The 12,563-nt window shown below is 59.9% G+C and carries 10 protein-coding genes; 6 read left to right on the top strand and 4 right to left on the bottom strand.

Annotated elements, in window-relative coordinates; translation table 11 throughout:
• The first annotated feature begins 10 nt into the window (after positions 1–10).
• From paaK to GT756_RS00570, 4 genes are all read left to right on the top strand, one after another.
• Complete coding sequence (gene paaK, locus GT756_RS00585; protein WP_023318113.1) at positions 11–1,327, top strand: phenylacetate--CoA ligase PaaK; 1,317 nt, start codon at positions 11–13, stop codon at positions 1,325–1,327.
• Between the two features lie 129 nt (positions 1,328–1,456).
• Entirely contained in the window at positions 1,457–2,383 is a 927-nt protein-coding gene (gene paaX, locus GT756_RS00580; protein ID WP_174562414.1) for a phenylacetic acid degradation operon negative regulatory protein PaaX, read from the top strand.
• A 9-nt stretch (positions 2,384–2,392) separates the two neighbouring features.
• On the top strand, positions 2,393–2,989 hold the full coding sequence (paaY, locus tag GT756_RS00575) for a phenylacetic acid degradation protein PaaY (protein WP_004204049.1): 597 nt from the start codon (positions 2,393–2,395) through the stop codon (positions 2,987–2,989).
• Between the two features lie 9 nt (positions 2,990–2,998).
• On the top strand, positions 2,999–3,442 hold the full coding sequence (locus GT756_RS00570; RefSeq protein ID WP_100098442.1) for a GFA family protein: 444 nt from the start codon (positions 2,999–3,001) through the stop codon (positions 3,440–3,442).
• A gap of 3 nt (positions 3,443–3,445) precedes the next feature.
• On the opposite strand, the gene azoR is transcribed toward GT756_RS00570, so the two are convergent.
• Positions 3,446–4,051: an FMN-dependent NADH-azoreductase gene (gene azoR / locus GT756_RS00565; protein WP_002902889.1), complete on the bottom strand. Its 606-nt coding sequence runs from the start codon at positions 4,049–4,051 to the stop codon at positions 3,446–3,448.
• Between the two features lie 203 nt (positions 4,052–4,254).
• On the opposite strand from azoR, the gene hrpA reads away from it, so the two are divergent.
• Together hrpA and GT756_RS00555 are read left to right on the top strand one after the other, a co-directional pair.
• On the top strand, positions 4,255–8,157 hold the full coding sequence (gene hrpA / locus GT756_RS00560; RefSeq protein WP_160124500.1) for an ATP-dependent RNA helicase HrpA: 3,903 nt from the start codon (positions 4,255–4,257) through the stop codon (positions 8,155–8,157).
• Between the two features lie 254 nt (positions 8,158–8,411).
• The gene (locus tag GT756_RS00555) at positions 8,412–9,188 is read left to right on the top strand and encodes a hypothetical protein (protein ID WP_224052058.1); all 777 of its coding nucleotides are present in this window, start codon (positions 8,412–8,414) and stop codon (positions 9,186–9,188) included.
• Positions 9,189–9,321: 133 nt separating this feature from the next.
• Here the strand turns inward: GT756_RS00555 and GT756_RS00550 are convergent, their stop codons facing one another.
• The 3 genes from GT756_RS00550 to GT756_RS00540 all read right to left on the bottom strand — a co-directional run bounded on the left by GT756_RS00550 (position 9,322) and on the right by GT756_RS00540 (position 12,540).
• The gene (locus tag GT756_RS00550) at positions 9,322–9,981 is read right to left on the bottom strand and encodes an O-methyltransferase (protein ID WP_004204056.1); all 660 of its coding nucleotides are present in this window, start codon (positions 9,979–9,981) and stop codon (positions 9,322–9,324) included.
• A 106-nt stretch (positions 9,982–10,087) separates the two neighbouring features.
• Positions 10,088–11,458: an efflux transporter outer membrane subunit gene (locus GT756_RS00545; protein WP_004204058.1), complete on the bottom strand. Its 1,371-nt coding sequence runs from the start codon at positions 11,456–11,458 to the stop codon at positions 10,088–10,090.
• On the bottom strand, positions 11,455–12,540 hold the full coding sequence (locus GT756_RS00540) for an HlyD family secretion protein (protein ID WP_004204059.1): 1,086 nt from the start codon (positions 12,538–12,540) through the stop codon (positions 11,455–11,457). The genes GT756_RS00545 and GT756_RS00540 overlap by 4 nt, the downstream gene beginning before the upstream one ends.
• Between the last annotated feature and the right edge of the window lie 23 nt (positions 12,541–12,563).

Here is a 12,563-nt window from a genome sequence, read left to right as displayed (position 1 = left end):
GTACCCTACAATGATAACTACTACAAAATTAGATCCGATTGAAACCGCCTCGCGTGATGAGTTGCAGGCCCTGCAAACCCAACGGCTGAAGTGGACCCTGAATCATGCGTATAACAATGTGCCGATGTATCGTCGCAAATTCGACGCCGCCGGCGTGCACCCTGACGACTTTCGCGAACTGAGCGACCTGACCAAATTCCCGTGCACCACCAAACAGGATCTGCGCGACAACTATCCCTTCGATACCTTCGCGGTGCCGATGGAGCAGGTGGTGCGCATTCACGCCTCTTCCGGGACCACCGGCAAACCGACGGTGGTGGGCTACACGCAGAACGATATTGATAACTGGGCCAATATCGTCGCCCGTTCGCTGCGCGCCGCCGGCGGCACGGCGAAAGATAAAATTCACGTCGCCTACGGCTATGGCCTGTTCACCGGCGGCCTTGGCGCGCACTACGGCGCAGAACGCTTAGGCGCGACGGTGATCCCGATGTCCGGCGGACAGACCGAAAAACAGGCGCAGCTGATCCGTGATTTCAAGCCGGATATGATCATGGTGACGCCGTCCTACTGTCTGAATCTGATTGAAGAGCTGGAGCGCCAGATGGGCGGCGATGCCCGCGGCTGTTCATTACGCGTCGGCGTCTTTGGCGCCGAGCCGTGGACCCTGGCGATGCGCGCGGAGATCGAGCGCCGGCTGGGAATCACCGCTCTGGACATATACGGTCTGTCGGAGGTGATGGGTCCGGGGGTGGCGATGGAGTGTCTGGAGACTGTTGACGGCCCGACCATCTGGGAAGACCACTTCTTCCCGGAAATCGTTAACCCGGACGACGGCACGCCGCTGGCCGATGGCGAACACGGCGAACTGCTGTTCACCACGTTGACCAAAGAGGCGCTGCCGGTGATCCGCTATCGTACCCGCGATCTGACGCGCCTGCTGCCGGGCACCGCCCGCACCATGCGCCGTATGGACCGCATCAGCGGACGCAGCGACGATATGCTGATCATCCGCGGGGTTAACGTCTTCCCGTCGCAGCTGGAAGAGGAGATCCTTAAGTTTGAACATCTGGCGCCGCACTACCAGCTGGAGGTCAATCGCCGCGGCCATCTTGATTCGCTGGCGGTGCGCGTGGAGCTGAAAGAGAGCGGGCTGGCGCTGAGTCACGAGCAGCGCTGCCAGATTTGTCACCAGTTGCGCCACCGCATCAAGTCGATGGTCGGGATCTCCACCGATATCACTATCGTCAACTGCGGCAGCATTCCGCGCTCTGAAGGCAAAGCCTGTCGGGTATTTGATCTGCGTAAAGCGGTGGTCAGCGGTTAAACCTCTCCCCGGTGGCGCTGCGCTGACCGGGGCTACGCGGTTAGCCCGGCTGAGGTCTTTACGCCCTCAGCCGGGGAAATTCCTGTGCTATGATTCATAAAGGAAAAATATAACAACAGCATGAATCAGATGAGTAAACTCGACGCCTTTATTCAACAAGCCGTGACGGCGACGCCGATCAGCGGCACGTCATTGATCGCCTCGCTGTATGGCGACGCCTTATTACAACGCGGTGGGGAAGTGTGGCTGGGCAGCGTCGCGGCGCTGCTGGAAGGATTAGGCTTCGGCGAGCGCTTCGTCCGCACCGCGCTGTTTCGCCTCAATAAAGAAGAGTGGCTTGATGTCGTCCGTATCGGCCGCCGCAGCTTCTATCGTCTGAGTGACAAAGGGCTGCGCCTGACCCGTCGTGCGGAACATAAAATTTATCGGGCGAAAGCCCCGGAATGGGATGGTACCTGGCTGCTGTTGCTCTCAGAAGGCCTGGAAAAAAATGTGCTGGCCGACGTCAAAAAGCAGCTGCTGTGGCAGGGATTTGGCGCGCTGGCCCCGAGCCTGTTAGCCTCGCCGTCGCAAAAGCTGGCGGATGTCCAGTCGCTGCTCCACGAAGCAGGCGTCGCCGAAAACGTCATCTGTTTTGAAGCCCACTCGCCGCTGGCGCTCTCCCGGGCGGCGCTGCGCAGCCGGGTAGAGGAGTGCTGGCATCTCACCGAACAAAACGAGATGTATGAATCGTTCATCTCGCTATTCCGGCCGATACTGCCGCTGCTCCGTGACTGCGACCCCGCGGAGTTAACGCCGGAGCGCAGCTTTCAGATCCAGCTCCTGCTGATTCATTTCTATCGCCGGGTGGTGCTCAAAGATCCGCTGCTGCCGGAAGAGCTGCTGCCGGCGCACTGGGCGGGGCAAACCGCCCGCCAGCTGTGTATCAATATTTACCAACGGGTGAGTCCCGGCGCGCTGGCGTTCGTCAGCGAGAAAGGTGAAAGCTCGGTCGGCGAGCTTCCCGCGCCGGGCCCGCTCTATTATCAGCGCTTTGGCGGTTTGCCGGGCGCATAAGGAGGTTGCATGCCGATTTATCAGATTGATGGACTGACCCCGGTGGTGCCGGAGGAGAGTTACGTCCACCCGACCGCGGTGTTGATTGGCGACGTGATCCTCGGCAAAGGGGTCTATGTTGGGCCCAACGCCAGCCTGCGCGGCGATTTTGGCCGCATCGTGGTCAAAGACGGGGCCAATATACAGGACAACTGCGTGATGCACGGCTTCCCAGGCCAGGATACGGTGGTGGAAGAGGAGGGCCATATCGGCCACGGCGCTATTCTGCACGGCTGCGTAATTGGCCGCAACGCGCTGGTGGGCATGAGCGCGGTGATTATCGACGGGGCGACTATCGGCGAAAACAGCATTGTCGGCGCCTCGGCCTTCGTCAAAGCCAACGCCGAGATGCCCGCCAACCATCTGATTATCGGCAGCCCGGCAAAAGCGATTCGCGTCCTGAGCGAACAGGAGCTGGCGTGGAAAAAGCACGGTACCCGTGAATACCAGGTGCTGGTGGAACGCTGTAAGCAGACGCTGCACCAGGTTGAGCCATTACGGGAAGTGGAAGACGGGCGTAAGCGGCTGGAGTTTGATGAAAACCTGCGGCCAAAATCCTCCACTTGAGGAGTAAATATAATGGCAGAGAAATTATCCGCTCACTGTCACTGCGGTACGGTGGCCTTTACCGTTGAGCTCAGCGACGGCTTCAACACCGTTCGGCGCTGTAACTGTTCATATTGTCGAATGCGTGGGGCGGTCGCGGTCTCTTCGCCGCGTTCAGGAATCGATGTGGTACGCGGCAGGGATAAGCTCACAGAGTATCGCTTTAATACAGGGGAAGCCGTGCACTTTTTCTGCTCGGTATGCGGGATCTACACCTTTCATCAACGGCGATCAAACCCACAGCAGTATGGGGTGAATGTGGCCTGCATTGACGGCGTTTCACCTTTCGATTTTCCTTGCGTGGAAGTCAACGACGGCGTGAATCATCCAAAAGATGGCGGCGGAGGCGTGGTGGGGTATTTGCGCTACGAGAAAAAGCAAAAATCTCCTCCCGCCGGCAGCGAGAGGAGTTAACTATTAGGCTGCAACCACGCTGTCGATGGCCGCTTTCGCGTCAGACTGCGCTTTGGCCGCGACTTCCGGGCCGTAAGCGATACCTTCGGCGAACACGAAGTTCACGTCGGTGATGCCGATGAAGCCGAGGAAGGTAGACAGGTACGGGGTGACCAGGTCGGTCGGGGTATCTTTATGGATACCGCCGCGGCTGGTCACGACGACTGCGCGTTTACCGGTCACCAGACCTTCCGGCCCTTTTTCGGTGTAGCGGAAGGTCACGCCGGCGCGAGCCACCAGGTCGAAATAGTTTTTCAACTGCGTCGGGATGTTGAAGTTGTACATCGGCGCAGCGATAACAATCACATCGTTGCCTTTCAGTTCAGCGATCAGCTCGTCGGAAAGGGCCAGCGCTTCCTGCTGACGCGGAGTCAGCGGCGCGTCGCTCGGACGCAGGGCGCCAACCAGTTCACCATCCAGAACCGGGATCGGATTAGCGGCCAGGTCACGCACGGTGATCTCGTCGCCCGGGTGTTTTTCCTGCCATTGTTCAACAAAATAGTCGGAAAGCTGACCAGATTGTGAGTACCCTGCCAGAATACTGGATTTCAGAACTAATACTTTGCTCATGGGTGTTTCCTTTTTTAATGTGATTGACGGGTCAGTGCCCTGGTGCTTGATGACACTGTATTCACAATCGCGCCACAGAGATAGCGCAATATATCGAATCCTATGTTCAGATTTTTTGAACAAGGCATGAGTGGCGCAGATGTGGTACTCTAAGGCAATACTTCAAAAGAGATTTTCCCGGCAGAGCTCTGCCCGATAACGCTATGACAGAACAACAAAAAATCACCTTCCCCCAGCTTTATCAACAGCTCGACGGCCTGATGCTGCGCGACAAAACGCGCTTTGCCCGCCGTCTGCACGGCGTGAAGAAGGTTAAAAATCCTGAATCGCAACAGGCCATCATTCAGGAGATGGCGCAGGAGATAAGCCAGGCAGCCGGTAAAGTCCTGCTGCGCGAAGCGGCGCGTCCGGCCATCACCTATCCGGAAAATCTGCCGGTTAGCCAGAAAAAACAAGAAATTCTCGAGGCGGTACGCGATCACCAGGTGGTGATTGTCGCCGGGGAGACCGGTTCGGGTAAAACCACCCAGCTGCCAAAAATCTGCATGGAGCTGGGCCGCGGGCTGAAAGGGCTAATCGGCCATACCCAGCCGCGTCGTCTGGCCGCGCGAACCGTCGCCAACCGTATCGCCGAGGAGCTGCAAACGGAGCCGGGCGGCTGTATCGGCTATAAGGTCCGCTTTAGCGATCACGTCAGCGACAACACCATGGTCAAGCTGATGACCGACGGTATTCTGCTGGCTGAGATCCAGCAGGATCGCCTGCTGATGCAGTACGACACCATCATTATCGATGAAGCGCACGAGCGCAGCCTGAACATTGACTTCCTGCTCGGCTATCTGAAAGAGCTGCTGCCGCGCCGTCCTGACCTGAAAATTATCATCACCTCGGCGACCATCGACCCGGAACGTTTCTCAAAGCATTTCAATAATGCGCCGATTATCGAAGTCTCCGGGCGGACTTACCCGGTGGAAGTGCGCTATCGGCCGATAGTGGAAGAGGCGGACGATACCGAGCGCGATCAGCTGCAGGCGATCTTTGATGCCGTCGATGAGCTCGGGCGCGAAGGGCCCGGCGATATTCTGATCTTTATGAGCGGCGAGCGGGAGATTCGCGATACCGCCGATGCGCTGAATAAGCTGGATCTGCGCCATACCGAAGTGCTGCCGCTGTACGCTCGCTTGTCCAACAGCGAGCAGAACCGCGTCTTCCAGCCGCACAGTGGACGACGCATCGTGCTGGCGACCAACGTGGCGGAAACCTCGCTGACCGTACCGGGCATTAAGTACGTTATCGATCCCGGTACCGCGCGTATCAGCCGCTACAGCTACCGCACCAAGGTGCAGCGCCTGCCGATCGAGCCAGTTTCCCAGGCCTCCGCCAACCAGCGTAAAGGCCGCTGCGGTCGCGTCTCGGAAGGGATCTGTATTCGTCTTTATTCAGAAGACGATTTCCTGTCGCGCCCGGAATTTACCGATCCGGAAATTCTGCGCACCAACCTGGCGTCGGTCATCCTGCAGATGACCGCCCTGGGCTTAGGCGATATCGCCGCCTTCCCGTTCGTTGAAGCGCCGGATAAGCGCAACATTCAGGACGGCGTGCGCCTGCTGGAAGAGCTGGGCGCCATCACCACCGATGAGCAGGCCACCGCCTACAAGCTGACCCCGATGGGCCGTCAGCTTAGCCAGTTGCCGGTAGACCCGCGTCTGGCGCGGATGGTGCTGGAGGCGCAGAAGCACGGCTGCGTGCGAGAAGCGATGATCATCACCTCCGCGCTGTCGATTCAGGATCCGCGCGAGCGGCCGATGGACAAACAGCAGGCCTCTGACGAAAAACACCGCCGCTTTCACGATAAAGAGTCTGACTTCCTTGCCTTTGTGAACCTGTGGAACTATCTCGGCGAACAGCAGAAAGCCCTGTCGTCGAATCAGTTCCGCCGTCAGTGCCGGGTCGATTTTCTGAACTATCTGCGCGTGCGCGAGTGGCAGGATATCTATACCCAGCTGCGCCAGGTGGTGAAGGAGCTTGGCCTGCCGATCAACAGCGAGCCAGCGGAATATCGCGAGATCCATACCGCGCTGCTGACCGGTCTGCTGTCGCACATCGGCATGAAGGATGCCGATAAACAGGAGTTTACCGGGGCGCGCAACGCCCGCTTTTCCATTTTCCCGGGGTCCGGTCTGTTTAAAAAGCCGCCGAAGTGGACGATGGTGGCGGAACTGGTGGAGACCAGCCGGCTGTGGGGCCGCATTGCCGCCCGCATTGAGCCGGAGTGGGTGGAGCCGGTAGCGCAGCACCTGATCAAACGCTCATACAGCGAGCCGCACTGGGAGCGGGCGCAGGGCGCGGTGATGGCGACGGAAAAGGTCACCGTCTACGGCCTGCCGATCGTGGGCGCGCGTAAGGTCAACTACAGCCAGATCGATCCGGCGCTGTGCCGCGAGCTGTTTATCCGCCACGCGCTGGTGGAGGGCGACTGGCAAACGCGCCACGCCTTCTTCCGGGAGAACCTGAAGCTGCGGGCGGAAATCGAAGAGCTGGAGCATAAGTCGCGCCGCCGCGACATTCTGGTGGACGACGAGACCCTGTTCGAATTCTACGACCAGCGCATCAGCCACGACGTCATCTCCGCCCGCCACTTCGACAGCTGGTGGAAGCAGGCCAGCAAAGAGACGCCGGATCTGCTCAACTTTGAGAAGAGCATGCTGATTAAGGAAGGGGCGGAGCAGGTTAGCAAGCTGGACTATCCGAACTTCTGGCATCAGGGCAACCTTAAGCTGCGGCTTAGCTATCAGTTTGAGCCGGGCGCCGACGCCGACGGCGTGACGGTGCATATTCCGCTGCCGCTGCTGAACCAGGTGGAGGAGGCCGGGTTTGAATGGCAGATCCCCGGCCTGCGTCGCGAGCTGATTATCGCGCTGATAAAATCGCTGCCGAAGCCGGTGCGGCGCAATTTTGTCCCGGCTCCCAACTATGCGGAAGCGTTTCTTGGCCGGGCGACGCCGCTTGAGCTGCCGTTGCTCGATTCCCTGGAGCGCGAGCTGCGTAAGATGACCGGCGTGACCATCGACCGCGAAGCCTGGCAGTGGGATCAGGTGCCCGATCACCTGAAAATCACTTTCCGGGTGGTGGATGATAAAAACAAGAAGCTGCAGGAAGGGCGCTCGCTGCAGGCGCTGAAAGAGGCGCTGAAGGGCAAAGTTCAGGAGACGCTGTCGGCGGTTGCTGATGATGGCATCGAGCAGAGCGGGCTGCATATCTGGAGCTTTGGCACCCTGGCGGAAAGCTATGAACAGAAGCGCGGCAACTATAAGGTGAAAGCCTGGCCGGCGCTGGTGGACGAGCGCGACAGCGTGGCCATCAAGCTGTTTGATAATCCACAGGAACAGCAGCAGGCCATGTGGCGCGGTCTGCGTCGCCTGCTGCTGCTTAACATTCCGTCGCCGATTAAGTATCTGCACGAGAAACTGCCGAACAAAGCCAAGCTCGGGCTCTATTTCAACCCGTACGGCAAAGTGCTGGATCTGATTGACGACTGCATCTCCTGCGGCGTTGATAAGCTTATCGACGAGGCGGGCGGTCCGGTATGGACGGAAGAGGGCTTCAACCAGCTGCACGATAAAGTTCGCGCCGAGCTCAACGAGACGGTGGTGGAGATCGCCAAACAGGTCGAGCAGATCCTCACTGCGGTGTTCAATATCAACAAACGGCTGAAAGGCCGGGTGGATATGACCATGGCGCTGGGGCTGTCGGACATCAAAGCGCAGATGGCGGGGCTGGTTTACCGCGGCTTTGTCACCGGCAACGGCTTCCGTCGTCTTGGCGATACGCTGCGCTACCTACAGGCGATTGAAAAGCGCCTGGAGAAGATGGCTATCGATCCGCACCGCGACCGCGCGCAGATGCTGAAAATTGAGAGCGTGCAGCAGGCGTGGCAGCAGTGGCTGAATAAGCTACCGCCGAACCGCCGTGAGGACGACGATGTCCGGGAGATCCGCTGGATGATCGAGGAGCTGCGGGTGAGCTTCTTCGCCCAGCAGCTGGGGACCCCGTACCCCATCTCGGACAAACGTGTCCTGCAGGCGATGGAGCAGGTGACGCCGTAATCCCACCCTTTTCCCTGCCCGGCGGCGCAGTGCTTGCCGGGCAGGGGAAACCCGGGAGCGGTCGCGAAGCCGTACGCCGTACCCGGTTATCTCCCCGCCCTGATGCTTCCCCGCCGAATGAAAAATGAACGGAATCTGAAAATCGACCTGCCGGCTTGGGTCATCGGCCGTCTTCGCGTATTTTTAGCCTTGTTTCGCAGGAAAACCAGAACACGGAGTCTATTTTTACCCTTCTTGATATGGACAAATTCCTCATGCTGGCGCTGGCTATCCTTGTGATGCCCGCGTGTAAACCCTTCGTTGACGCTTCCTCCTGCGATGAAACACAGCGGGCGATCAACGATGCGAACTTTTTTATTTTGACCTCCCTTCCGCCGCTGAACGGCGAAGTGCAGAGCGTGCAAATCGTCGGCAGCCAGAATAACGAATATGGCGCCCTTCGTTTCGCGCGATGCCGCCGGCTGGCAAGCTATGAGCGGGCAAAAACCCTTAACACCGCACATGGCTCAACGATCGTCAGAGATAATGTTCGCTGGCGAAATGATAAAGGATGGATGCGGGAATATATCCGGCAGACCCGGAGCGCGACGGGAAATATCAGCAAGATGGTGATGCGCGAACAGTTTTATACCGATTCTCTCGGGCGGATTGTGCGCGCCGAAAATGTGTCCGCGACGCAGCAACCGCCCAAAGTCCTGCATACGACCACCTATCAGTATGACGACCGGCACCGCCTGGTCCGTAAAACGGTCAACGGCGGTATGATGGTCATGCTTGCTGTCGATTACCGCTATACGGATGGGCGCCTTAGCCGCATGGCTGACTCGGACTCCACCTCGACGCTGCGTTGGGATGAAAAAGGGCGCTGGATATCCCGGGAAACGACCTCAACGTATAATGGACCACGCCAGGCCCGTTGTTTAGGGTGGGATCCCGAGGGGAACTGTACTGCGGAGTATGGCGAGCAGCCTGCTGCAGGGGCAATGAAAGATCAGTCTCTGCACTACCAGTATACCTATTATCCTCGATGATCCTCCGCGGCAGAAAGCCCCGCGGGCCCGGCAGCATAGGTTCATGCAGGCTGGTGCTGCCGGGCAGGAGAGCGGGGTTTCTCCCTCTCTCTGGGGGAGAGGGCCGGGGTGAGGGCATCAGGCCGCCCGGATCTCAGCCATTCACCAGCGCCAGCGTAAAGCCATCCCATCCCTTAATGCCCACCGTCTGCAGCGCGGTGGCGGTGAGCCGCGGGTTATCGCCGATCATCTCGATAAACCGACGCACGCCCTGCACACGCGCGTCATCGCTTTGCCCATTAATCACCTCGCCATCGCGCACCACGTTATCGCCCACGATCAGCGTCCCGGGGCGGGAATAGTGCAGCGCCCACTCCAGATAGTGAGGATTATTAGGTTTATCGGCATCAATAAAGATCAGGTCGAATGGCTGCACATCCTCGAAATTTTCCAGCGTGTTCAGCGCGGGTCCTTCAATAAGCTCAATGCGCTCGTTTAGCCCGGCGAGGCGGATATTCTGGCGCGCCACCCCCGCATGCGTCGGGTCGGCCTCGAGGGTAATCAGCTTTCCGTCGGCGGGCAGCGCACGCGCCATCCAGATGGCGCTATAGGCGCCGAGCGTGCCAATTTCAAGGATCCGCCGCGCCTGGGTCATGCGCACCAACAGCGCCAGAAATTGCCCCTGATTGGCCGCAACATCATGTTCAGGTAGCCCGGCGCGTTTGTTGTTTTCCAGAACCTGTCTCAGCACGTCATCATCAGGAATAAGCGAAGAAATCATGTAATTATCGACAGCAGACCACTGTTGTTGCATAGATTAACTCCCTGGTGGTAGTAGTGGCCGGGTGGCGCAACGCTATCCCGGCCTGAATACTGGCTTCCGCGCTCCGGACGGTGGCGGACCGACGCGAGCAGGCTTTTCACGCGTTCATCCAGCCGCCTCCCAGCGCCCGGTACAGATCGATCTGCGCCAGCAGCAGGTTATTCTTCACCTGGACCACGCTAAGCTGGGTGGAGAACAGCGTTCGCTGGGCATCAAGCACATCCAGATACGAAGAGTAGCCGTTACGGTAGCGATTCTGCGCAATGCGCAATGTTTCCTCCGCTACCGCCACCTGTCCCTGCAGCTCGGTCAACTGTTCGCCGTAGCGGCTAATGGCGTCAAGGCTGTCATTGACCTCTTTGAACGCGCCGCGCACCGTTTTCTCATAGCTGTACAGCGCCTGGTTGCGCTGGGCCATGGAGACATCCACCTGGGCGTTTAACGCCTGGCGGTTAAGCAGCGGCGCCAGGATGCTACCGCCAATGCTCCACAGTCGCAGCGGATCGTCGAGCAGATCCGGCAGCGTCCGGTCCTGCAGGCTGCCGGTGGCGGTCAGGTTGATAGACGGCAGCAGCTGCGCCTGCGACGAGGCCAGGGTGGCATCGGCGGCTACCAGCTGACGCTGGGCCTGTACGATATCCGGGCGGCGGTTGAGTAGGGTGGACGGCAACTGCGAGGGCAGACGCAGCGGGGTGAGCCCGGCGAATTCGCCACGTTTGACCGCGCCGGGGTTATCCCCCAGCAGCACGCTGAGGGCGTTTTCCTGCTGCGCAATCTGGTGCTGCAGCGGCGGGATCTGCGCCCGCGTTGAGCGCAGCTCCGAATCCGCCTGCATCAGCTCAAGGCGCGAGGTATACCCGGTTTCAAACTGACGTTTGGCCAGCCGCCAGGCGTCTTCCCGTGATTGGAGCGTCTGCTGCGTGACCCGCAGCTGCTCATCCAGCGACAGCAGCGTCACGTAGCCCACGGCCACCGAGGCGGCGACGCTCAAATTGGCCGCGGCGGCAGCGGCTTTCTGCGCCTCGAGGCTGGCCCCGGCGGCGCTGGCCGCGCTGCGGTTCGCGCCCCAGATATCGACATCATAGCTGGCGGTCAGGCCGCCTTTGTACAGCGTGCTGTGGATCGGCAGGCCGGTGGCGGCGGACTGCGCGCGGGCGCGGGTGCCGGTCAGGCTGGCATCCAGCGAGGGAAAAAGGCTGCTGTCGGCGGCATACGCCCGCGCCTGATACTCATTGACCCGCTCGCGGGCGATCAGCACATCGCTGTTATAGCGCAGCGCCCGGTCGACATACTGATTCAGCGCACTGTCATGAAAATTGCGCCACCATACGCCTTCCACCGGGCTGGCAGGGCCAACGTCGGCCCGCCAGGCGGCAGGGATGGTCAGGGTCGGCTGCGCGCGCTGGACATCGGCGGACTGACAGCCGACCAGCGCCAGGACGATGACAAGGGTGACCGGGCGGATCATGGCTGCTTCTCCGCGCGGGTATCAATGGTCACCTGCACCGACATGCCGGGGCGCAGGCGCTCGCTGTTGCGCTGCCCCTCGTTAACCGTGATGCGCACCGGGATGCGCTGGGCGATCTTGACGAAGTTGCCGGTAGCGTTGTCCGGCGAAATAGCGCTGAACTCCACCCCGGTCGCCGGGGAGATACTCTGCACCTTGCCGTGGAAGGTCTCGCCGTTGAGCGCGTCAACGGTGAAGGTAACCGGCTGGCCGATACGCACATCGGCCAGCTGGGTCTCTTTCAGGTTGGCGATCACCCAGTGCTGTGGCGGGACCAGCGAAGTCAGATGGGTTCCGGCGCTGACGTAAGCGCCAAGACGCACCGAAATCTGCCCCAGCTGGCCGCCGGTGGGGGCGATGATCTGCGTATTCTGCAGGTCAATCTGCGCCAGTTCGAGGGCGGCTTTGGCGCTGGCCACGTCGGCCTCCAGCGAATCGCGATTGACGATGGTCGATTCGAGATCCTGGCGCGACATCTCCAGCGCCGCTTTCGCCTGTTCAATATCCGCTGCCCCCTGGGCGGCGCTGGCGCGGGCGGAATCACGCTCGCGGATCGACAGCGAGCCATCGGCGGTCAGTTCCTGCACCCTTTTTAAATCGGCCTGGATTTTCAGATTCTGCGCGCGGGCGTTTTGCAGCGCGGCTTCGTTTTTGGCGATCGTCGCCTCGGCGCTTTTGCGCTGCTGCAGGTTGTTGCGCAGCGCCGCCTCCTTCATCGCCAGGGTGGCCTGGGCCTGGTGCACCCGCTGCTTATAGATGCGATCGTCTATCTGGAACAGTACCTCGCCCGGCTGAACGATGGCGAAATCCTTGACGTTGACGGCAGTGATGTAGCCGTTGACCTGTGGGCTGATAAAGGTGGTCTGCCCGCGCACGTAGGCGTTGTCGGTAAACTGGCTATGCCGGGTGAACGGCGGTAGCTGCCAGGCATAGAGGATCACCAGTACGCCGACGAGGCCTATCGCCGCGGCGGTAAAAATGGAGACCACGCGAATGTTGTTTCGGGTATTGGCCTGTTGTTTGGCCGCATCCTGCTGACTCATAACGACTCCAGAGATGAAATGAT

The organism is Klebsiella sp. Q2, from assembly GCF_009900705.1.
In the GTDB taxonomy this organism is placed as follows: Bacteria; Pseudomonadota; Gammaproteobacteria; order Enterobacterales; family Enterobacteriaceae; genus Klebsiella; species Klebsiella quasipneumoniae.
Note: the sequence above shows the minus strand (reverse complement) of the source record. Positions and strands in the feature narration are given on the sequence as shown.